Source organism: Stenotrophomonas sp. B1-1, assembly GCF_010894375.1.
Taxonomy (GTDB): domain Bacteria; phylum Pseudomonadota; class Gammaproteobacteria; order Xanthomonadales; family Xanthomonadaceae; genus Stenotrophomonas.
Genome location: NZ_JAAIUZ010000004.1, coordinates 166,788 through 186,128, shown reverse-complemented (window position 1 = coordinate 186,128; position 19,341 = coordinate 166,788). Strand labels below are relative to the sequence as shown.

The window sequence follows — 19,341 nt, the reverse complement described above, 5'->3', positions numbered from 1 at the left end:
GACCCCTGCCCGCCTTCAGCAGAACAGCTGCAGGATGTCCAGCTCGCCGTCGGCGAAGAAGTCCATGCACAGCCCCACCACCATGATCAGGCCCAGCGTGGTGGCACCATGGGTGATGAAGATCGAATGCGCCAACGCGCGCGCCGAGCGCCCCATCTTCATGCAGACCCGGGCCAGGCCCTGCAGGCGCCCGCTGACCGAATGCACGTGGGCGCGCACCGGCCCCTGCACGCTGTTCATGGCCTCGGCCATCATCGCCTGCAGGCGTTCGGGGCGGTCGCCGTAGTACTTGGCCACGCCGTAGCCGAACATCAGCCAGTCGCGGGCCTGCGCCTCGGCCAGGTCCATCACTTCCAGCGGGTCTTCCTCGAAATCGATGAAGCCCACCTTCTGCCCGTCCCAGGTGAGGTTGCGCGGCAGCGGCTGGCCGAAATAGGCCCCGCGCGCATGTGCCTCGGCCAGTGCCTGCATGGCGGCAGCCACCAGGCGGTCGCGACCGGCCGCGTCGGCCTCGCGCAGGCAGGTATTGAAGGAGCTGCCGTTGTCGCCGATCACCAGCGCGGCGTGGCCGCTGCCGATCACTTCGGGCACGTTGATGCCCTGCGCATGCAGTTCACCCAGGCGGCGCGCTTCGGTTTCGCGGGCGGCATCACCACCACGGTGCGGCGGCGGACGCAGCGCGTCCAGCTGGAAACGATGGGCGACGAAGTTCAGCAGGCCCAGGGCCAGTGCGCGGCTTCCCTTGCCGTACTGCTTCAGCCAGGCACGCTGCCCTTCAATCACGATGGGCTCAACCATGACGGTTCTCCTAAACGCGTTACGGCCCCAGAGGGGCCGTAACGACAGATTCACGTTGTCGTAACTGACGCTATCAATAGCGCAGCAGAGCCGAACCCCACGTGAAGCCGCCACCGAAGGCTTCCAGCAGCAGCAGCTGGCCGCGCTCGACCTTGCCCGAACGCACGGCGGCGTCCAGCGCCAGCGGCACCGAGGCCGAGGAGGTGTTGCCGTGGCGATCGACGGTGACCACCACCTGGTCCATCGACATGTCCAGGCGCTTGGCCGTGGCTTCGATGATGCGCAGGTTGGCCTGGTGCGGAATCAGCCAATCCAGGTCGGACTTGTCCAGGCCGTTGGCCTCCAGGGTTTCGTCCACGACCGAGTCCAGCGCCTTCACGGCGTACTTGAACACGTCGTTGCCCTTCATGTTGATGGTGCCGCCACCGTTGGCGCCGCCCTTGAAACCGACCGACACGCCCACCGGGTTCCACAGCAGCTCTTTCTTGCTGCCGTCCGAATGCAGGTGGGTGCTGAGGATGCCGGTCTCTTCGTCGGCCTTGAGCACGACCGCGCCGGCACCATCGCCGAACAGCACGCAGGTGGTGCGGTCTTCCCAGTCAACGATGCGGGTCAGGGTTTCCGTACCGATCACCAGCACGTGGCGGGCATCACCGGAACGGATGAATTTGTCGGCCACGCTGAGCGCGAACACGAAGCCCGAGCAGGCGGCGTTCACGTCGAAAGCGGGGCAACCCGATGCACCGAGCTTGGCCTGGATCAGGCACGCGGTGGACGGGAAAATAAGGTCTGGGGTGGTGGTACCCACCACGATCATGTCGAGCTGGCTGGCATCGATGCCGGCCGCTTCGAGCGCACGCAGCGCGGCCTGGTAGCCGAGATCGCTGGTGGTTTCGCCTTCGGCAGCAATGTGCCGTTCGCGGATACCGGTGCGCGTCTGGATCCACTCGTCCGAGGTTTCGACCATTTTTTCCAGGTCGGCGTTGGTCAGGACTTTTTCCGGCAAATAGCTGCCGGTGCCCGCGATCCTCGAGTAGATCCGCTTGCTCATCATGTTTCCTGTTGCGCGGGCCGCCGATCACCGGCACACCCGGGAAGAAAGGCGAAGGCCGCTGCCCGCAGGCAGCGGCCTTCCCGGCACATCAATCTTCTTCGACGGCCGAGGTCTTGGTCTGGATGACCTTCTTGCCGCGGTAGAAACCGTCAGCAGTGATGTGGTGACGCAGGTGCACTTCGCCGGTGGTCGGGTCGGTCGACAGCTGCTTGGCGCTCAGGGCGTCATGCGCACGGCGCATACCGCGGCGGGACGGGGTGACACGGGATTTCTGGACAGCCATGGGATTGCTCCAAACTCGGTTCGTTTTTGCTTCGTCGTATCGTCGCGCAGGACGCCAGCGCCCAGCACACTTTCGCTTTCGCCGCAGCCGCCGACGACAATCCGGCTGCTAATGCTTCTATTCTTTCTTCAGGGCCGCCAACGCCGCAAACGGGTTGGCTTTCTTCGTTTCTTCTTCGCTTGGTGCCCAGTCCCGGTCGACGGCTTCACCGTCGGGTGACAACGGCACCACCGGCACCGCCAGCACCAACTCGTCTTCGACCAGGTCCAGCGGACGCAGCTGGCCATCTTCCGGCACCAGCAACGCTTCGTACTCTTCCGGCAGGGACGATTCCTCGTCCTCGTCGCGGATCAGGCCAAGCCTCTGGGTCATCTTCACCGGCAACAGGAATCGCTGCATGCTGCGCTGACAGGTCAGCGGCAACGCGGTATCGATGGTCAGTTCCACATAGGATACCCGCAAGACCTCGTCGCGACCGAATTCAAGCGAGTAACTGCACTCACCGTCGGTATCGGCGACCAAGCCCTGCAGGCGGGTCAATTCAGCCAAAGAGACCTGGCCGTCGAAGCGCCTGCGCGCTACAACCATCCGCCAAGCATCCAGCGTTTCGGGCACGTTCGCGGACATAAGCCGCTGAATACTAAGGATCAGCCCGCCCGCTGTCAAATACCCCGCCGGGCGGGGCTTGCTGTGGGCCTTCACGCCGGGCCAGACTGCCCCGCCCTGCCCCGGAATTATCGCATGTCCGCCCTGCTGCTGGCCTCCACCTCCCGCTACCGCCGCGAGCTGCTACAACGGCTGGGCCTGCCCTTCGACTGCGCACGCCCGGACGTGGACGAGACCCCGGGCGCCGGCGAGGCACCGGCCGCGCTGGCGGTACGCCTGGCCGCCGCCAAGGCTGCCGAGGTGGCCGCGCGCCACCCCGGCGCCTGGGTGATCGGCTCGGACCAGGTGGCCGACCTGGACGGCCTGCCGCTGGGCAAGCCGGGCACGGTGGACGCCGCCTGCGCGCAGTTGGCCGCCATGTCCGGGAAAACCGTGCGCTTCCATACCGCCATCAGTCTCACGCGTGATGGAGACGAGCTGGCAGCCGTGGATGTGACCGAGGTCCGCTTCCGCGTTCTCAATCAGGACGAGATCGCCCGCTACGTCGCGGCCGAGCAGCCACTGGACTGCGCCGGTAGCTTCAAGTGCGAAGGACTGGGCATCAGCCTGTTCGAGGCGATCGACAACCGCGACCCCACCGCGCTGGTCGGCCTACCCCTGATCGCCCTGTGCGGGCTGCTGCGGAAGGCCGGCTTCGCCGTGCCGTGACCCCACATTGGTAGCGTCGAGCTTGCTCGACTGAATGTAGAGTCGAGCCATGCTCGACTGAATGTACCGATCAGTCGAGCATGGCTCGACTCTACAGGCAAAGCAGTCGAGCAAGCTCGACCCTACGCACCCGGCGGTCGAGCACGCTCGACATTGCGCGTTACGGGGCAACCTCGAACGGTTGTTCCTGCCACTGCTCCACGCTGCCGTCGCGGCCATGCAGACGCAGGCCCAGCCAATGCCGGCCGGGCGCCAGCGCGCGCGTATCCACGCTGGCATCGAAGCCTACGTGCGGGTGGCTGGGATCGGTGGTGCCCGGCCAGGCGGCGCGGATGTCGAATTCGCGGCCATAGCGGGCATCGCCCAGCGATTGGCCGTCCAGCAGCACCTCCACCCGCGACAGCCCGACACCGTCCTTGAAGGCCCAGCCCTTCACCGCAAGCGTGCCGGAAACGACATCACCATTGGACGGCGCATCCAGCCACGCCATCGCCGGGGCCACGCACGGCGCGTCCACGCGCTGCGCCGGCAGGCGGAACAACAGGAAGCGCTGGAAGCCGTGATCGCTGCTGACCACGCGTGGCGGCGGCAACGGCCCCACCTGTTCGCACACCGCGTGGTAACGCTGCAGCAGGTCGCGGTAGCGCTGGTCGCTGGGCGACAGCACCAGCAGCATCGGCTGCTGCCGCGTGCCATCGTGCAGCAACTGCCATTGCGCCAGCTGCGCGCTGCGCCCATGCTTGTCGTTGAGCGGGTGCGGCAGCACCGCGATATCCCCATCGCCAAGCTGGAAGCCCAGCTCGGCGCCCACCTTGAAGTTGCCGGCCAGCACCCTGGTGCCTTCCGGCATCTGTGCCAGCTCTTCGCGCACCGCCGCTGCCAGCGGCTGCCAGCCTGCGAAATTGCGCGGGTAGTACTTGTTACCCGCCAGCTGTTCGCGCAGGCCCGGCGAGGACGCCATCAGGTAATAGGAGAACGCCAGCACCATGCCTGCGCCCGCCAGCCACCAGCCGGTGCGGCGCAGGCCGCGCGGCCAGCCGTTGAGTACCACCGGCACCGCCACCAGCAGGGCCAGGTAGCCCGGCAACGGCCAGTGGAAACTGATGCGCTCCACATCGGTGAAGAAGCCCAGCACGAAGATGGCCAGCGTGGATACGCCGCCCACCAGGCCGAAGTAGCGCCACTGCACGCGCGCACCGCCACCGCTGCGGGTACCGGCCAGCGCCACCTTCCACATGGCAATGCACAGGATGGGCGTGACCAGCATCGGCTGGATCACCAGGAACCATAGCCCGCGCCACTCGAATGCCCAGGGATGGCGCTCCACCACCTGGAACTTCAGCCCAGCATCGTGGTTGTCGGCATTCCAGGCCAGCAGCGGCAGCCAGGCCAGCACGCCCACAGCCAGCGCCACCCACACACGCGGGTCGGCCAGCATCCGCCGCCCTTGCGGCAGCGCCAGCAGGGCAATGAAGCCCACGCCGATGACACCAATGAAACGGTAGTGGCTGAGTGCGCCGATCAGCAGGCCCAGGCCCAGCTTCACCGCCGAAGAGGCATCGACGTTGCGCAGCAGGCGCGCACCGGCGTCCAGGCACAGCACTGCCGCCAGCGCCATCGGCACATCGGGCACGGCCAGCAGGCCCAGCGTGGCCGACAACGGCATCAACAAGGTCAGGCTGCCGGCCTGCCAACCGGCCACCGCGCCGAACCAGCGCGTGGCCACGCGCGAAACCAGCAACGGCAGCAACGCACCGATGGCCAGGAACGGCAGGCGCAGCGCCAGCACATGATGGCCACCGATTTCCACGCCCAGCCGTGCCAGCCACGCGGTCAGGCCGGGCAGATCGGAATAGGCGGCCGCAAGGTGCTGGCCCTCCTGCCAATAGAACGCCTCATCGACGAACAGGGGCAGCCGTGCGGCCACGACCAGCTTGGCCGCTGTGACGAGCGTCCATAACCAGACAAATATCGTGCGTGCGCGCTGTTCGCCCTGCATTGCTCTATGGATAGAATCGATGGGTTCCCGAACGTGAGACGATCATGACAGCTTCGTCCCCCATGCCCAGCATGCTAACCGATCAACTGCGACAGTCCCTGCGCAATGCGCAGGACCAGGTCAACGCGCTGGTGCTGGGCAAGGTGCAGGAGGTGCGCCTGGCCTTCGTTGCCCTGCTTTCCGGCGGCCATCTGCTGATCGAGGATCTGCCCGGCCTGGGCAAGACCACGCTGGCGCACGCATTGGCCAGCAGCCTGGGGCTGGGCTTCCAGCGCGTGCAGTTCACCTCCGACCTGCTGCCCGCCGATGTGCTGGGCGTGTCGGTGTACGACGCCGGTAGCCGCCAGTTCCAGTTCCATCCCGGCCCGGTGTTCACCCATGTGCTGCTGGCCGATGAGATCAACCGCGCGCCGCCGCGCACGCAGAGCGCCCTGCTGGAAGCCATGGCCGAACAGCAGGTCACGCTGGACGGGCAGACGCATACCCTGCCGGACCCGTTCTTCGTGATCGCCACACAGAACCCGGTGGATCTGTCGGGCACGTTCCCGCTGCCCGATTCGCAGCTGGACCGCTTCCTGCTGCGCCTGGCCATGGGGTATCCCAGCCCGCAGGCCGAGCGCGAGCTGCTGCGCGGCACCGACCGCCGCGACCTGATTGCACGTGCGGTGCCGCAGCTGGATGACAACCAGGTGCGGCAATTGCGCGAAGCGGTCGGCCAGATCCATGTGAGCGATGCCCTGGTGGACTACGTGCAGGCGCTGCTGACCCGCAGCCGCCAGCATGCAGGCGTGCGCGTGGGCCTGTCACCGCGCGCCGGCCTGGCCCTGCTGCGCGCGGCCAAGGCGCATGCCTTGCTGCTGGGCCGCGGCCATGTGGTGCCCGAAGACGTGCAGACCCTGTTCGTCGCGGTCGCCGGCCACCGCCTGATGGGCGAAGCCGAATCCAGCGCCGGCCCGGCCCTGGCACGGGCGATCCTGCAGACGGTGGCGGTCGATTGAACGTCTCCTCGCGCTGGGCACGGCTGCAGTTGCTGGCGCGCCCACGCACGCCGGAGGTATTGCCGCAGCGGCTGGACCGCCGCCGCATCTACGTGCTGCCCACGCGCTTCGGCCTGTTCGTGGCCACCCTGCTGGCGGCCATGCTGCTGGGCGCACTGAACTACAACAACAACCCGGCGCTGCTGCTGGCCCTGCTGCTGGCAGCGGCCGCGGTGGCCAGCGCGATTGCCGCGCACCTGCAGCTGTCCGGCGTGCAGGTCGATGCGATCGCCGCCGAGCCGGTCGCAGCCGGGCAACCGCTGCGGCTACGCATCGATCTTTCCGTGCGCGACCCGCGTGCGCGCCACGGGCTGCACCTGCAACTGGGCGACAGCCAGGCCTGGACCGACCTGCCGGCGCAGGGCCGCGGCGAAGTGGAACTGGATGTACCCACGCAGCGGCGCGGCTGGCTGGACCTGCCACGCGTGCGCCTGTCCAGCACCCAGCCGCTGGGCCTGGTGCGGGCCTGGTCGTGGGTCTGGCCCGAACAACCGCTGCTGGTCTACCCCCACGCCGAAGCACAGGGCCCGGCCCTGCCCGAGCGCGGCAGCGACCCGCTGCACACCCGTGCCCATGCCAGCGGCGAGGAACTTCACCAGCTGCGCCCGTACCGCGCCGGTGACCCACCGCGCAGCATTGCCTGGAAACATTCGGCGCGGCGCGACAGCCTGCTGGTACGCGAATACGAAAAGCCGGTCGGCATCGAGGTGATGCTGGACTGGCGCGCCCTGGCGCCGATGGCCGGCGAAGCGCGCATTGCGCGGCTGGCACGCTGGGTCGACCTGGCCGAACGCGAAGGCCGCCGCTATACCCTGCTGCTGCCCGGCCAGCCCGCGCTCGGCCCCGGCCAGGGCGCCAGCCACCACCATCTGTGCCTGCGCGCACTGGCCCTGTTGCCGCATGACTGACACCGCGCCCCTGATCGATCGCAACGCGCGCTATTGGACGCTGGCCAGTGCAGCGCTGGCCCTGCTGCCGCTGCTGCTGCAGTTGCCCACGCTGTTGGCCGCGCTGTTTGCCGGCGCCGCGGTGTTGACCGCCCTGCTGTCGCAGCGTCGGGTGCTGCCGATGCCGGTGCGCGTGCTGCTGGTGCTGGCCATGCTGGGCGCCATCGTCTGGCAGATGGGCGCCATGCGCCCCGGCCGCGACACCGGCTGCGCGCTGCTGGCGGCGATGCTGGCGATCAAGTCCAGCGAGCTGCGCAGCCTGCGTGATGCGCGCAGCCTGATCGGCTTCGCCCTGTTCGCACCGTTTGCCGCCTTCCTGCTCGACCAGGGGCCGCTGACCACCGCGCTGGCGGCACTGGCCGGCATCACCGGCCTGCTGGCGCTGCAGCGCCTGGCCCAGGGCGAAGGCCATAGCGCGCCGGTGCCGCTGCGCGGGCAGCTGCACGGCGTTGGCCGACTGCTGCTGATCGGCCTGCCGCTGGCGCTGGCCTGCTTCTGGCTGTTCCCGCGCCTGGCCACGCCGTTGTGGGGCATTCCCGATCGCGCCGTCGGCACGCCCGGGCTGTCCGACACGATGGAGCCGGACCAGTGGCTGGACCTGATGGCCGACGATACGCCCGCCCTGCGCGTGCAGTTCTTCGGTGCAGCGCCAGCGGCGGAACAGCGCTACTGGCGCGGCCCGGTGATGACCCGCTTCGATGGCCACGTGTGGCGGCGCGATCCCGCCGCGCAGTTCCGCACGCCGGCGGTCGTGGAACAGACAGGTTCCGGCTGGGATTACCAGATCGATTACGAGCCCACCGACCGCCGCCAGCTGGTGGCGCTGGACCTGCCGCGCAGCGCACCGGCCGGTGCCCGCCTGGATGCGGACATGAGCCTGTCCAGCGACCGCCGCCTGAGCGCACTGACCCGCTGGCGCCTGCAATCGGCACCAGCACGCCGCTTCGATGCCACGCTGTCGGCCGAACAGCGCCGCGCAGCATTGCAGTTGCCCGCAGGCTTCAACCCGCGCACCGCTACCCTGGCCCGGCAGTGGCGACAAGAGGCCGGCAATGACGATGCCGCCGTGGTACGCCGGGCGCTGGCCTGGATCACCACTGACTTCTCCTACACGCTGGAAACCGCGGTGGCCGGGCGCGATCCGGTCGATGCCTTCCTGTTCGACTACAAGGCCGGCTTCTGCCAGCACTTCAGTTCGTCCTTCGTGGTGCTGATGCGCAACGCCGGCATTCCCGCGCGGGTGGTGACCGGCTTCGCTGGCGGTACCCGCAACCGCATCGGCAATTACTGGGTGGTGCGCCGCATGGACGCCCACGCCTGGGCCGAAGTGTGGCTGCCGCAGCAGGGCTGGGTGCGGGTGGACCCGACCGCCGCGGTGGCACCGGAACGGATCCTGGACACGCTGGATGACCGCCTGCAGGCCGGCGCCGACACCGACCTGCAACAGCGCTGGCTGCAGATCGGCCAGGTGGGCGATTGGCTGCGCCGCGGCTGGAACGATCTGGTGCTGTCCTTCGACGCACGCCGCCAGCAGCAGATGCTGCAGCCGCTGGGGCTGGACGATCTGGGGCCAGGACAGCTGCTGGCTGGGTTCGTGACGGCCGCGTTGCTGGCACTGGCCTGGATGGCCTGGCTGCTGGCACGTGGCGAGCGCGAGCGCGATCCCCTGCTGCGCGCCTGGCACCGCCTGGGCCGGCGCTACGCGCGGCGCGGCCTGGGCCGCGAACCGCACGAGCCCCCCATGGTCTGGGCCGGCCGCGTGCATGCCCAGCACCCTGATCCTGCCCTGCTGGCACTCAGCCAGCGTTTCGCTGACGCGCGTTACGCTGGCACTCGCACCGACCTCGCCGCATTATTGCGGGACCTGCGCAGGCATCGCCCGTCTTCCGGAGCTTCCCAATGAAAACCAAGTTCCTTCTTACTGCCGTGGCCACGCTGGCCCTGTCGGCCTGCGCAACGGCACCCAAGCCGCTGCAGGGACAGTTCAGCCTGGTGTCCCCGCGCGATTCGGTCGCCACCCAGCAGGTCGGCACGCCGGTCCGTTGGGGCGGTCGCATCATTGAAACCCTGCCCGGCCAGGGCGAGACCTGCTTCCAGATGATCTCGCGCCCGCTCAATGGCAGTGGCCGTCCAAACACCACCTCGTCGGACGCCAGCGACGGCCGCTTCATTGCCTGCCGCGCCGGCTTCTACGACCCGGCCGTGTTCGAAGCCGGCCGCGATGTGACCTTCATCGGCAAGATCGACGGCTATTCCAATACGCGCATCGGTGATTACGACTACCGCCTGCCGAAGCTGGCCGCCGATGTGATCTACCTGTGGCCGGAACAGCGCCAGGTGGATGTGGTGCCCTACCCGTACGGTCCATATGGCCCGTGGGGCCCGGGCCCGTACTGGGGCTACGGCCGCTGGGGCTGGTGGTAAGTACGGAAAGGCCGCCCCAGGGCGGCCTTTTTTACGCGTGCCATCGCCCTGGCCACGCGTGGATGCGGTTGCCTCAACGCCCTGGCGTACCGAAATGGCCCAGCGGCGCGCCGGCCAGCAGGTGCATGTGGATATGGAACACGGTCTGTCCGGCATGCTCGCGGCAGTTCATCACGATGCGGTAGCCGTCTTCGGCCAAACCCTCGCTGCGCGCGTAGGCCGCGGCGGCCAGCGCCAGCTTGCCGATCAGGTGCGCCTGCGACGGCTGCAGGTCATCCAGCGTGGGAATGATCTCGTTCTTCGGAATGAACAGCACGTGCACCGGCGCCTGCGGTGCGATGTCCTTGAAGCCCAGCACCTCGTCGTCTTCGTAGACGATGGTGGCCGGGATCTCGCGGCGGATGATCTTGCTGAAGAGGGTTTCGCTGCTCATGGTCGGCCTCGGCGGGATATGCCCCGCATTGTAGGCCGGCGATAGCAGGCGTTGCCCGGCCGCGTATCAGTCGCGGAATTCGCTGCGGGTGCCGAAGGCGTGCGACAGGGTGCCGCGATCGACGTATTCCAGTTCGCCCCCCAGCGGCAGGCCCTGGGCCAGGCGGCTGGGCCGCACCTGGCGGACGCGCGCCAACTGCGCCAGGTAGTGCGCGGTCGCTTCGCCTTCCACGGTGGCACTGGTGGCGATGATCAGTTCCTGCACCTCGCCCTGGGCCAGGCGCTGCTCCAGCTGTTCCAGGCCCAGCTCGCGCGGGCCCACGCCATCGAGCGGTGACAAGCGCCCCTGCAGCACGAAGTAGACGCCGCGGAAGCCGGTGGCGTTTTCAATGGCCAGGCGGTCGGCCGGCGATTCCACCACGCACAGCTGGCTGCGCTCGCGGCTGCCGTTGGCGCAGGTGGGGCACACCTCGCTCTCGCTGAAATCACGGCACTGCGCGCAGTGGCCGATGCGCTCCACCGCCAACGCCAGGGTTTCGGCCAGGCGCTGGCCGCCCTCGCGCTCGCGTTCCAGCAGGTGGTAGGCCATGCGCTGGGCCGTCTTCTGGCCCACGCCCGGCAGCACCCGCAGCGCATCGATCAATTGTTCAAGCAGAGGTGCGGACACGGCGGCAGGCTTTGTAGAGTCGAGCTTGCTCGACTGAAGGGTGTTGTAGAGTCGAGCCATGCTCGACTGATTCACGCATGCCGTCGAGCAAGCTCGACGCTACGGAAGGACCAGTCGAGCACGCTCGACGCTACGGGTATCAGAACGGCAGCTTCATGCCCGGCGGCAGCTGCATGCCGGCCGTGGCCGAGCCCATCTTCGACTTCGATTCGGCGTCGATCTTGTTGGACGCGTCGTTGAAGGCAGCCGCGATCAGGTCTTCCAGCATTTCCGGATCGCTGGTCAGCGACGGGTCGATGCGCACCTTGCGGCATTCCTTCGCACCGGTAAGGGTGACGCTGACCATGCCGCCACCGGCGCTGCCGGTCACTTCGATCCTGGCGATTTCTTCCTGGGCCTTCTGCAGGTTTTCCTGCATCTTCTGGGCCTGCTGCATCAGTTGGGCGATGTTCCCGCGCATGTCGTCTTACTCGTCAAAAGTACGGATGGAATCGGAAACGACCCGGGCGCCGTGCTGCTGGATCAGCAGCTGGACTTCCGGATCGTCCATGAAGGTGGCCTCGGCGGCCTGCTGGCGCTCGCCGCGCTGGCGGTCGGCACGCTGGTGCAGGGTCTCGGCCGGTACGTGTTCGGTTTCCACGGTCTCGACCACGATCCGCAGCGCCTGACCCAGGGCCTTTTCCAGCACCTCGCCCAGCGCCGCCAGCGCGCGCTCGGAGCGCAGGTATTCAAATCCGGGCGAAAGCCCCAGTTTCAAGGTGCCCTGCTGGCAACTGATGAAGGCGGCGTTGGCGGCCAACTGGCGCGACGGGCCGTTCAGGCCGCTGCCGGCCACTAGGTCCAGCCAGTCCTCGGCACTGGCCAGTTCGCCCACCGCTTCCTGCGGGCCACGGTCGGCGGCCGCCGGTGCGGGCGCAATGGCAATGCCTTCCGGCTGGAACGCGCGCTCTTCGGCAACCTCGGCGGGCTGTGCCGGCGCCGGCGGTTCGTGCCAGGGGGCGACCATGGCCGCCTCCGGGGTGGCATGCGCGGCGGCCAGCGACGCATCACGGGCGTGGGCGGCCTCGGCCTCCTCGGTCGCCCACGGCGGCAGATCCTCGCTCGCTCCGGCCGGCGGCGCGGCAATCTCGGCCTTCACCGGCGTGGGGGTTTCGGGTTCTTCCACCGGCACCGGTTCAGGTTCCGGGGTGGGTTCCGGTTCCGGTTCAGGCTCCGGTTCGCGCGGCGGCGGCTCGGGCTGCGGCGACGGGGTATGCGCTGCGGCGCTCACCTGCTCTGGCGCCGCCGGGGCCTGGGCCGAGGCAGCGGCGGCCGGAGCGGCCTCCTGGCTGCCACCGGCACCACCGCCACTGGGTGCATTGCCGGCCGGGGCAGCGCCTGCGGCCGGGTCGACCGCACGCGGGACCGGCGGCACTGCGGCCGCCGGGCGGAAGGCCAGCATGCGCAGCACGGCCATTTCGAAGCCTGCGCGCGGGCTCGGCGCCAGCGGCAGGTCGCGGCGGCCATTGAGCGCCATCTGGTACCACAGCTGCACCACTTCCGGGCGCAGGCGGGCAGCGAAGGCGGCCACGTCCAGACCTTCGGCGGCGGCAGCCGCACCCGGTACCAGCTGCTGCACCTGGATACGGTGCAGCCCCTCGGCCAGCGCTTCCAGCACGCCGCTCCAGTCGGGCGAGAACTCGGCCAGCGCCGCCACTACCTGCAGCAGGCGCGCGCCCTCGCCGTCGGCCAGGGCATCCAGCATGGCCGCCACCTGGGTGCGGTCCACGGTGCCCAGCATGGTGCGCACCACGTCGTCGCGCAGGGCGCCACCGGCATAGGCAATCGCCTGGTCGAGCAAGGACAGGCCATCACGCAGGCTGCCATCGGCGGCCTTGGACAGCTGCACGATGGCGCTGGGATCGGACTCGATCTCCTCGGCGGCCAGGATGCGGGTCATCTGGCCCTGGATCTGGTCCTCGTCCAGCCGCTTCAGGTTGAACTGCAGGCAGCGGCTGAGCACGGTAACCGGCAGCTTCTGCGGGTCGGTGGTGGCCAGCAGGAACTTCACATGCTCCGGCGGCTCTTCCAGCGTCTTCAGCAGCGCGTTGAACGCCGCCTTGGACAGCATGTGCACTTCGTCGATCAGGTAGACCTTGTACTTGCCGCGCGAGGGCATGTACTGGGCGTTCTCGATCACTTCGCGCACGTCATCCACGCCGGTATTGGACGCGGCGTCGATTTCCAGCAGGTCGATGTAGCGGCCGGCGTCGATGTCCAGGCAGGCTGCGCACTGGCCACAGGGGTCGGCACTGGTGCCCTGTTCGCAGTTCAGCGACTTGGCGAAGATACGCGCGATGGTGGTCTTGCCCACGCCGCGGGTACCGGTGAACAGGAACGCATGGTGGACCCGGCCACTGTCCAGCGCATTGCTGAGCGCACGGACCACGTGTTCCTGGCCCACCAGCTCGGCAAAACGCTTCGGACGCCACTTGCGGGCAAGCACGAGATAGGACATCAGGCCACCGTCTTCCATCGGATGTTCCATTGTGCCATGCCTGTCCAGCCCCCTCCCCCTGAAACACGGTGCTTGTGTCCGGGCGCGGCGCCCGCTAGAATCTGCGCCCCTGCTGAGGCGTTTGCCGATGGCAGGGAATCCGGAGAGGTGTCCGAGTGGTTGAAGGAGCACGCCTGGAAAGTGTGTAAGCGTCTAAACCGCGCTTCGGGGGTTCGAATCCCCCTCTCTCCGCCAGACAAACGCAGAAGGGCCGCCCACAGGGTGGCCCTTCTGCGTTTGTGCGGCGGACGGGATGGCGGGTGAGAAGCCCCGATGGGGTTCGACGGTTCTGCAGGAGCAGAACCGGACAGCCGCAGGCTGGTCCCGATGTGCAACGCGCATCGGGATCGGGTGCAGGGATGCACCCGACAATCCCCCTCTCTCCGCCAGATAAATGAAAAAGGCTGCCCTCTGGGCAGCCTTTTTCATTTATCTGGCGCGGGAAGCGAAGTGCGCTGCGCGCGCTTCGCCCCATGCGTTGCTACGCAACGAATGGGCCCCTCCCTTTGCCTGCCTCTCCCCGCCCCTGTCGGGGCAGCCCCTCAACAGAGGGGCTTGCTCGTCCGGACAGATCCGTAGATCCACGCCATGCGTGGAGCAGACGCCGCTCGCACCTCCTGGGTCTCCGGCCGCATTGCGCTGAACATCTCAATGGCCGCCGGATGGGACGGGTGCTGAGAAGCCCTCCGGGGTTGGCTTCACCGGCCCCTTCCCCGCCCCCCCCACTCTCTCCCGCTGCGTCGCCGCCCCATACTGCAGCGACGCAGCGACATCCTGGCTGCCACTCCCTTCTCCAGTCGTACGGGCCAAAACATGATGGAACATCAGATGGCGGGACTTCGGAATCTGATCGGGAAAGCGGTGACGCTGGAAACGGGCGACGGCATCACGACGATCAGGACCCATGATGGCTGGGAGCTGCACATCTACAACACTGTCCGCCTTCATTGCGATGGCACTGCGAAGCAGCCTGCGCAAGCCCCACAGGGGCTGCTTCTAACGAACTATCTGCTCGATCAAACGACAATGGTGGCGCAGTTTTCTGGCGGGGTATCACTCACCGTAGACGTGAGTGACAGCGGCTACTCTGGCCCGGAAGCAATGCAGTTGAACTGCCCGGATGGAACCATCGTGATCTGGAACTAGGATCGATGCAGCCGCTGTTCGTCATGGCATGACATCGCCACACCGATCTCTATTGAGCTTGGCGCCCGTCAGTGATCGCAAAGCGTCGGTCAACATCCGGGTAAGACGCAGCAGCCGCACCCACCAGCACCCCACTCTCCAGCAGCGTGCGCGTTGCCGCTGCCGTAGCCGCCCAGGCCTGCAGGAACAGCGCCGGCCCGGCACTCAAGCGGCGTACGCCGGCCTGCCGCAAATGGTCGGCCGGCGCCATGCCGGGCAACGCCATCAGGTTCAGTGGCAGCGCCACCTGTGCAGCGACGGCCGCCACCTCGGCCAGCGCCTGCAATCCAGGAACAAATCCCCCATCCGCACCGGCCTGCGCATAGGCCTGCAGGCGCTGCACGCTCAGTGCCACGGCCTGCGCACCCTCGGCCAAGCCGCGCAGATACACATCGGTCCGCGCGTTGATGAACAACGGACGCCCCGCCAGCGCGCAGCGCACTGCCGCGATCTTCGCCGCCAACAGCTCGACGCTGCCCTCGCCATCCTCGATGTTGATGCCCACCACGCCCAGCTCAACCAGGCGCAGCACGCGCGCGGCCACCTGCTGCGGATCGTCGCTGTAGCCGTTCTCGATATCCACGGTGAGCGGCAGCGTCGTCACCCGCAGGATCTGCCGCACGCGCTCCAGCAGCGCGTCCTCCGGCAACACGCACGCATCGGCATGGCCGCAGGACCAGGCCATGGCCGCGCTGGAAGTGCCCAGTGCCTGCGCACCGCAATCCTCAGCCAGGCGCGCGCTGCCTGCGTCCCACACGGTGGGCAGCACCACCAGGTCAGCGCTGCGGTGCAGGCTTTCAAAACGATGATGGCGATCGATCATGGGAACTCCGTGTCTGCGAGGCGCGCAGTCTGCGGGCACGCGCGGCCGGCTGCTCGCCATCTTCAGACACCAATACCTGCGGCGATCACTTGAGTCGCCCCGGGCAGACGCGGTTCAATGCCGCTCCCCTGCAAGGACGCCACCATGAGCCAATGCCCCGAACGGATCGCCATCGACCCGGATGACCATTACGCCGACTGCATCGGCCGCACGGAAGATGGACGGCAGTTCATCCTGACCACACCGTTCGAACCGGCCACGCGCCGCCAGCCAGGCTGCGAATACATCGCGCTGTACCTGTTCGACGCCGACGGCGCCCTGCTGGATGCGCAGATCGATTCGCTGGGCCCGCGCGACCAGGTGGATGCACAACAGCACCGCGCGATCCGCCAGGCACGCCTGCACGATCTGGGGGCCATCGAGCATCGACGCGTGCAGGTCGCTCCGTTTGCGGTGGAACAGTTCGGCACGACCTTCGGCCTGATCGCACGCGCACCGGAAGATGAGGAGGATCTGTGGGCAGTGGAAATGCAGCCCGGCAACTACATGGCGTTCTTCGAACCGTGGGACAGCGGCGTGTATGACACCTGAGCTGCGCGCTGCACGCACAACCCGCTCTAACGACGCGGCAGCACCCGCCCCAACCCGGCGAACACGAACACCGCACCGATCAGGCCAATCAGCACGGTCACGCCCCACAACGCCGCGGGCGTGTCCACCACCGGATCACGCGCCGGCGCCTCGGGCAGGTACAGCACGCGCACCGGCTGTCCCGGCGCATAGCCGAAGATCAGCCCGTTCTGGGCGTACGACACGCGCTGCCCTGCCGGCGTCTGGAACACCACCTGCGGGTGCGAGCCGCCGGCATTGAGATGGTCCACCCAGCCCTGGACCGGCTGTGCCCGGTCCAGGAACTGCAGGCGATCGGCCAGGGTCCAGCCGGCAATGGCCAGCATTGCCATGCCCATCAGGGTAAACAACAGCCCTTTGGCCACGCGGTCAGCGCGGGGTGTGCTTGCAGAGGTCATTGCGGCGTTGCATCCTTGCGTCGGCCCGCGGCACAGGCACGGTTGGGCCGCAAAGTGTAGCGACCTGTCAGCTGCTGGACAGCTTCATCAGCACCAGCCCGCTGACGATCAGCACCGCCGCGCCGATGCGCATCGCACTGAGCTGCTCGCCCAGGAACACGATGCCCACCACGAACGCACCCACCGCGCCGATGCCGGTCCAGAAGGTGTAAGCGGTGCCCAGCGGCAGGTTGCGCATGGCCAGGGCCAGCAGCCAGAAGCTGGCGATCATGCCGACCACGGTGATGATGGACGGAACGGGCTTGCTGAAGCCCTCGGATTGCTTCATCGCAACGGCCCAGACGATTTCCAGCAGGCCAGCGAACAACAATTGGATCCAGGCCATGACGGCCCTCCTTTTGGCAGGGCCAGGCCGTCCTGGTCATTCATTCCCGATGTGGGGGAGGCCGTTCCTCCTGCCGCGCATTCTAGCAACGCCGCTGCGCCGGGGCCGCTGCAGGTGGCGCCGGGTTACAGCCGATTCAGTGCGCGGCGCTGGCACAAGCGGCCGCGCCTGCGCTAGAATGCGCGCCTGCCATCGGCCCAGTCGATGTGCAGTCCGGCTGTGGTCTTCGGCGCGCTGCGCGCCACTTCCCCTGTTCCGTGAACCGGCCGTCCTTGGGCGGCCAACGTCTCTATGGTGGCCCCGTCGGCCCCTCGCGACGCTAGGTCGAAAATCCCGCCAGGGCCGGAAGGCAGCAACGGTATCGATCGACGCGGGCGCCGAGGTCAGCCGGCGGGGCCACCGCCTTTTCAGGCCGCGCCTCGTTCCCCGTAGATACCAAGCATGGCTGGCGCCCCTCGCCCTGGTAGCTGCCAACCTTGGTTGGCGCCCTTCGCCGGGCATGGCCCGGCGCTACCCCGCCTCCGGCGTGCCCTGATGGAACACCACCCGCCATCCCTGCGCATGCCGGCGCCACAGCGAACTGCGCAGCACCCAGCGCTGCGGCTGGCCATCCACGTGGTAGCGGCTGCGGTAACGCACCTGGGCCAGCTCGGGCGTCAGCAGCGCAACCGCGTACTGCTCCGATTCGATCTGCACCTGCGCCCGTTCCAGCGGAATCTCGGCCAGCGCTGCCGCACGGCCGTAGCTCTGGCCTGAACTGCCGATCTCGCTGAAATCCTCATCCAGCAGTTCCGCCAGCCGCGCACGGTCTCCGCGCACGTGCGGGGTGTGCAGCGCGCGTTCCAGATGTTCCAGTTCGGCCGCCAGCGCCGCGCCAGCAGGCTGGCCGCAGATATTCACGGTGGGTCCTGCGCCAGCACGTTCGGCGCGGTGGGCACTGCCAGTGCCACGCACTGCCCGGGCTGGGCCACGCGATGCCCGCGCGCCGCCAGGGCCTGGCCATCGGCCGCGCTGGCGTAGTGATAGAGCATCATCCGCGCCTGCAGTTCGGCGCTGTACTCACGCTCCAGATCGTCCACGCCGGTGTGCGACGGATTGCCGTGCAGGCCGCAGTCGTGGGCGATCAGCTCGTTGTCGTTGGCAAAGCGCGCCAGCATTTCCGGAATCGGCCGGGTATCGCCACTCCACACCAGCGCCCCCTGCAGACGCAGGCCATAGGCGGTTTCCGGCCAGTGGTGGCGTACCGGGAAGACTTCCAGGCGCACGCCTTCATGCCAGAACGCATCGCCCACCACGATCAGCTGGAAGGCATCCCAGAAGTTGGCGCCGCCTTCGGCCAGCACGTTCGGGTAGTCACCGATGCGCTTGTGCAGCAGCGGCACCACCGTGGCCGGCACATACAGGCGCACCTTGCCGCGCCGCTGCGCACTGAAGAAGGTATCCACGAACAGCCGCTCGAAGCCGGCCACGTGGTCCAGGTGTACATGGGTGACGAACAGCGCCTGCGGCAGGTGCCCGTAGTGCGCCTTGAACGCGGTCAGCCCTTCGCCGCCACAATCGATGGTCAGCCACGGACGGCCATCGCATTCGATCACCGACATGGGCGAACCCAGCTCGACCGCCGACGCATTGCCGACGCCGAGGAAACGCAACGACCAGTCCATCAGGTGCCCCGGTTCCAGGCCATGTCGTAGGCACGGCGCAGCCGCGCGTAATCCTTCTGCACGTCTTCCACGCTGCGCTCGCCGCGCAGCTTCAGCAGCGAACGCAGCAGGCGCTTCAGGTTGCGCTCGCGCCAGGCAGTGGCAGGAATACGGATGACCCCACGGTCGAAATCGATCAGCCAGCCATGGCCGTTGCCATCGAACAGGATGTTGTGTGCGTTGAGGTCGGCATGGTCCAGCCCGGCGCGGTGGAAGCGCGCGATCAGACGGCCGGCCTCTTCCCAGGGGGCACCGCGGCCGGCCACCAGTGCACGGTCGGCCAGCGAGCGCACGCCCTCGATGCGCTCCATCAGGATGGCCGCGCGGTAGCGCAGGCCCTCGCGCATGTAGAACGCGGCGATCGGCCGGGGCACCGGCAGCTTCTGCGCACGCAGCGCGCGCATCAGCCGGAATTCGGCAAAGCTGCGGGTCCGGTCCGAGCCGCGCCAGATGTACTGGTCGTGGCTGAGCTTGGCTGCCAGGCCGCCGCGCAGGTAGTGGCGCAGCACCCCGGGGCCGAAGGAAGCATCGACGAACCAGGCGCTGCCGCGGCCGCCCTCGCCCACCGGCCGGGCCTTGTTTCCCCAGTACTGGGGCGAGAACAGACCCGCCTCGGCTTGCCGCAGCCGCTCGCGGTCGAACAGAATGGCCCCGATGCCGCGACCCTCGCGGCATGGCGTCAGCGCTTCATTGGCGTCAAATGCGACCATTCCTTTGAGTCTAACA

22 protein-coding genes, 1 tRNA gene and 1 other RNA gene are annotated in these 19,341 nt (G+C 68.0%); 9 read left to right on the top strand and 15 right to left on the bottom strand.

Features of this window, described 5'->3' with window-relative positions; genetic code table 11:
• Nucleotides 1–15: 15 nt before the first annotated feature.
• The 4 genes from G4G00_RS03005 to G4G00_RS02990 all read right to left on the bottom strand — a co-directional run bounded on the left by G4G00_RS03005 (nt 16) and on the right by G4G00_RS02990 (nt 2,762).
• Nucleotides 16–798, bottom strand: coding sequence for a serine/threonine protein phosphatase (locus G4G00_RS03005; RefSeq protein ID WP_108771220.1), 783 nt, complete (start codon nt 796–798; stop codon nt 16–18).
• 73 nt (nt 799–871) lie between these two features.
• Nucleotides 872–1,849 (bottom strand): beta-ketoacyl-ACP synthase III, encoded by a 978-nt coding sequence (locus G4G00_RS03000; protein ID WP_108748746.1) that lies wholly within the window; start codon nt 1,847–1,849, stop codon nt 872–874.
• 91 nt (nt 1,850–1,940) lie between these two features.
• Nucleotides 1,941–2,135, bottom strand: a complete 195-nt coding sequence (gene rpmF / locus G4G00_RS02995; protein WP_004154640.1) for a 50S ribosomal protein L32 — start codon at nt 2,133–2,135, stop codon at nt 1,941–1,943.
• A gap of 117 nt (nt 2,136–2,252) precedes the next feature.
• Nucleotides 2,253–2,762 (bottom strand): YceD family protein, encoded by a 510-nt coding sequence (locus G4G00_RS02990; RefSeq protein ID WP_108748745.1) that lies wholly within the window; start codon nt 2,760–2,762, stop codon nt 2,253–2,255.
• 114 nt (nt 2,763–2,876) lie between these two features.
• Between G4G00_RS02990 and G4G00_RS02985 the strand changes: the two genes are divergently transcribed.
• On the top strand, nt 2,877–3,449 hold the full coding sequence (locus G4G00_RS02985; RefSeq protein ID WP_108752338.1) for a Maf family nucleotide pyrophosphatase: 573 nt from the start codon (nt 2,877–2,879) through the stop codon (nt 3,447–3,449).
• Nucleotides 3,450–3,609: 160 nt separating this feature from the next.
• On the opposite strand, the gene G4G00_RS02980 is transcribed toward G4G00_RS02985, so the two are convergent.
• A complete protein-coding gene (locus tag G4G00_RS02980; RefSeq protein ID WP_164271078.1) occupies nt 3,610–5,448 on the bottom strand; it encodes a glycosyltransferase family 39 protein in 1,839 nt (612 codons plus the stop codon).
• A 44-nt stretch (nt 5,449–5,492) separates the two neighbouring features.
• Between G4G00_RS02980 and G4G00_RS02975 the strand changes: the two genes are divergently transcribed.
• From G4G00_RS02975 to G4G00_RS02960, 4 genes are read left to right on the top strand one after another with little or no spacing between them, the layout of a single operon-like run.
• Nucleotides 5,493–6,446, top strand: coding sequence for a MoxR family ATPase (locus tag G4G00_RS02975; protein ID WP_164271075.1), 954 nt, complete (start codon nt 5,493–5,495; stop codon nt 6,444–6,446).
• Nucleotides 6,443–7,393 (top strand): DUF58 domain-containing protein, encoded by a 951-nt coding sequence (locus G4G00_RS02970; RefSeq protein ID WP_205515517.1) that lies wholly within the window; start codon nt 6,443–6,445, stop codon nt 7,391–7,393. Before G4G00_RS02975 ends, G4G00_RS02970 begins: the two co-directional genes overlap by 4 nt.
• Nucleotides 7,386–9,335, top strand: a complete 1,950-nt coding sequence (locus tag G4G00_RS02965) for a DUF3488 and transglutaminase-like domain-containing protein (RefSeq protein WP_164271072.1) — start codon at nt 7,386–7,388, stop codon at nt 9,333–9,335. Before G4G00_RS02970 ends, G4G00_RS02965 begins: the two co-directional genes overlap by 8 nt.
• On the top strand, nt 9,332–9,856 hold the full coding sequence (locus G4G00_RS02960) for a Slp family lipoprotein (RefSeq protein ID WP_108748740.1): 525 nt from the start codon (nt 9,332–9,334) through the stop codon (nt 9,854–9,856). The genes G4G00_RS02965 and G4G00_RS02960 overlap by 4 nt, the downstream gene beginning before the upstream one ends.
• Nucleotides 9,857–9,929: 73 nt before the next feature.
• Here G4G00_RS02960 and G4G00_RS02955 read toward each other — a convergent pair whose 3' ends face one another.
• The 4 genes from G4G00_RS02955 to dnaX all read right to left on the bottom strand — a co-directional run bounded on the left by G4G00_RS02955 (nt 9,930) and on the right by dnaX (nt 13,452).
• A complete protein-coding gene (locus tag G4G00_RS02955; protein ID WP_108748739.1) occupies nt 9,930–10,289 on the bottom strand; it encodes a histidine triad nucleotide-binding protein in 360 nt (119 codons plus the stop codon).
• 66 nt (nt 10,290–10,355) lie between these two features.
• The gene (gene recR, locus G4G00_RS02950) at nt 10,356–10,955 is read right to left on the bottom strand and encodes a recombination mediator RecR (RefSeq protein WP_108752335.1); all 600 of its coding nucleotides are present in this window, start codon (nt 10,953–10,955) and stop codon (nt 10,356–10,358) included.
• 139 nt (nt 10,956–11,094) lie between these two features.
• Nucleotides 11,095–11,415, bottom strand: a complete 321-nt coding sequence (locus tag G4G00_RS02945) for a YbaB/EbfC family nucleoid-associated protein (protein WP_019659509.1) — start codon at nt 11,413–11,415, stop codon at nt 11,095–11,097.
• Between the two features lie 6 nt (nt 11,416–11,421).
• Nucleotides 11,422–13,452, bottom strand: a complete 2,031-nt coding sequence (gene dnaX / locus G4G00_RS02940) for a DNA polymerase III subunit gamma/tau (protein ID WP_205515518.1) — start codon at nt 13,450–13,452, stop codon at nt 11,422–11,424.
• A 141-nt stretch (nt 13,453–13,593) separates the two neighbouring features.
• Here dnaX and G4G00_RS02935 point away from each other — a divergent pair.
• Both G4G00_RS02935 and G4G00_RS02930 read left to right on the top strand, forming a co-directional pair.
• Nucleotides 13,594–13,686 (top strand) — tRNA-Ser (locus tag G4G00_RS02935).
• 618 nt (nt 13,687–14,304) lie between these two features.
• Nucleotides 14,305–14,637: a hypothetical protein gene (locus tag G4G00_RS02930; protein WP_240336070.1), complete on the top strand. Its 333-nt coding sequence runs from the start codon at nt 14,305–14,307 to the stop codon at nt 14,635–14,637.
• A gap of 49 nt (nt 14,638–14,686) precedes the next feature.
• Here the strand turns inward: G4G00_RS02930 and G4G00_RS02925 are convergent, their stop codons facing one another.
• A complete protein-coding gene (locus G4G00_RS02925; RefSeq protein WP_164271070.1) occupies nt 14,687–15,499 on the bottom strand; it encodes an isocitrate lyase/phosphoenolpyruvate mutase family protein in 813 nt (270 codons plus the stop codon).
• Between the two features lie 144 nt (nt 15,500–15,643).
• Between G4G00_RS02925 and G4G00_RS02920 the strand changes: the two genes are divergently transcribed.
• Nucleotides 15,644–16,090, top strand: a complete 447-nt coding sequence (locus tag G4G00_RS02920; protein ID WP_164271067.1) for a hypothetical protein — start codon at nt 15,644–15,646, stop codon at nt 16,088–16,090.
• 26 nt (nt 16,091–16,116) lie between these two features.
• Here the strand turns inward: G4G00_RS02920 and G4G00_RS02915 are convergent, their stop codons facing one another.
• Nucleotides 16,117–16,527, bottom strand: coding sequence for a DUF3592 domain-containing protein (locus G4G00_RS02915; RefSeq protein ID WP_108755537.1), 411 nt, complete (start codon nt 16,525–16,527; stop codon nt 16,117–16,119).
• Nucleotides 16,528–16,594: 67 nt separating this feature from the next.
• Nucleotides 16,595–16,912, bottom strand: coding sequence for a multidrug efflux SMR transporter (locus G4G00_RS02910; RefSeq protein WP_164271065.1), 318 nt, complete (start codon nt 16,910–16,912; stop codon nt 16,595–16,597).
• A 300-nt stretch (nt 16,913–17,212) separates the two neighbouring features.
• Here G4G00_RS02910 and ffs point away from each other — a divergent pair.
• Nucleotides 17,213–17,309: signal recognition particle sRNA small type (gene ffs / locus G4G00_RS02905), an RNA gene on the top strand.
• A 113-nt stretch (nt 17,310–17,422) separates the two neighbouring features.
• On the opposite strand, the gene G4G00_RS02900 is transcribed toward ffs, so the two are convergent.
• Genes G4G00_RS02900 through G4G00_RS02890 form a run of 3 tightly spaced genes read right to left on the bottom strand, consistent with a single transcriptional unit; the run spans nt 17,423 to nt 19,325 of the window.
• Nucleotides 17,423–17,812, bottom strand: a complete 390-nt coding sequence (locus G4G00_RS02900; protein WP_108752328.1) for a nuclear transport factor 2 family protein — start codon at nt 17,810–17,812, stop codon at nt 17,423–17,425.
• Nucleotides 17,809–18,576, bottom strand: a complete 768-nt coding sequence (locus tag G4G00_RS02895; protein ID WP_164271062.1) for an MBL fold metallo-hydrolase — start codon at nt 18,574–18,576, stop codon at nt 17,809–17,811. The genes G4G00_RS02900 and G4G00_RS02895 overlap by 4 nt, the downstream gene beginning before the upstream one ends.
• Complete coding sequence (locus G4G00_RS02890; protein WP_108748728.1) at nt 18,576–19,325, bottom strand: 3-deoxy-D-manno-octulosonic acid kinase; 750 nt, start codon at nt 19,323–19,325, stop codon at nt 18,576–18,578. Before G4G00_RS02890 ends, G4G00_RS02895 begins: the two co-directional genes overlap by 1 nt.
• Between the last annotated feature and the right edge of the window lie 16 nt (nt 19,326–19,341).

Bases quoted from the DNA above. Each gene is read 5' to 3' on its own strand.
- G4G00_RS03005 (WP_108771220.1), bottom strand. From the start codon at position 798: ATGGTTGAGCCCATCGTGATTGAAGGGCAGCGTGCCTGGCTGAAGCAG.
- G4G00_RS03000 (WP_108748746.1), bottom strand. From the start codon at position 1,849: ATGAGCAAGCGGATCTACTCGAGGATCGCGGGCACCGGCAGCTATTTG.
- rpmF (WP_004154640.1), bottom strand. From the start codon at position 2,135: ATGGCTGTCCAGAAATCCCGTGTCACCCCGTCCCGCCGCGGTATGCGC.
- G4G00_RS02990 (WP_108748745.1), bottom strand. From the start codon at position 2,762: ATGTCCGCGAACGTGCCCGAAACGCTGGATGCTTGGCGGATGGTTGTA.
- G4G00_RS02985 (WP_108752338.1), top strand. From the start codon at position 2,877: ATGTCCGCCCTGCTGCTGGCCTCCACCTCCCGCTACCGCCGCGAGCTG.
- G4G00_RS02980 (WP_164271078.1), bottom strand. From the start codon at position 5,448: ATGCAGGGCGAACAGCGCGCACGCACGATATTTGTCTGGTTATGGACG.
- G4G00_RS02975 (WP_164271075.1), top strand. From the start codon at position 5,493: ATGACAGCTTCGTCCCCCATGCCCAGCATGCTAACCGATCAACTGCGA.
- G4G00_RS02965 (WP_164271072.1), top strand. From the start codon at position 7,386: ATGACTGACACCGCGCCCCTGATCGATCGCAACGCGCGCTATTGGACG.
- G4G00_RS02960 (WP_108748740.1), top strand. From the start codon at position 9,332: ATGAAAACCAAGTTCCTTCTTACTGCCGTGGCCACGCTGGCCCTGTCG.
- G4G00_RS02955 (WP_108748739.1), bottom strand. From the start codon at position 10,289: ATGAGCAGCGAAACCCTCTTCAGCAAGATCATCCGCCGCGAGATCCCG.
- G4G00_RS02945 (WP_019659509.1), bottom strand. From the start codon at position 11,415: ATGCGCGGGAACATCGCCCAACTGATGCAGCAGGCCCAGAAGATGCAG.
- dnaX (WP_205515518.1), bottom strand. From the start codon at position 13,452: ATGTCCTATCTCGTGCTTGCCCGCAAGTGGCGTCCGAAGCGTTTTGCC.
- G4G00_RS02930 (WP_240336070.1), top strand. From the start codon at position 14,305: ATGATGGAACATCAGATGGCGGGACTTCGGAATCTGATCGGGAAAGCG.
- G4G00_RS02925 (WP_164271070.1), bottom strand. From the start codon at position 15,499: ATGATCGATCGCCATCATCGTTTTGAAAGCCTGCACCGCAGCGCTGAC.
- G4G00_RS02920 (WP_164271067.1), top strand. From the start codon at position 15,644: ATGAGCCAATGCCCCGAACGGATCGCCATCGACCCGGATGACCATTAC.
- G4G00_RS02915 (WP_108755537.1), bottom strand. From the start codon at position 16,527: ATGACCTCTGCAAGCACACCCCGCGCTGACCGCGTGGCCAAAGGGCTG.
- G4G00_RS02910 (WP_164271065.1), bottom strand. From the start codon at position 16,912: ATGGCCTGGATCCAATTGTTGTTCGCTGGCCTGCTGGAAATCGTCTGG.
- G4G00_RS02895 (WP_164271062.1), bottom strand. From the start codon at position 18,576: ATGGACTGGTCGTTGCGTTTCCTCGGCGTCGGCAATGCGTCGGCGGTC.
- G4G00_RS02890 (WP_108748728.1), bottom strand. From the start codon at position 19,325: ATGGTCGCATTTGACGCCAATGAAGCGCTGACGCCATGCCGCGAGGGT.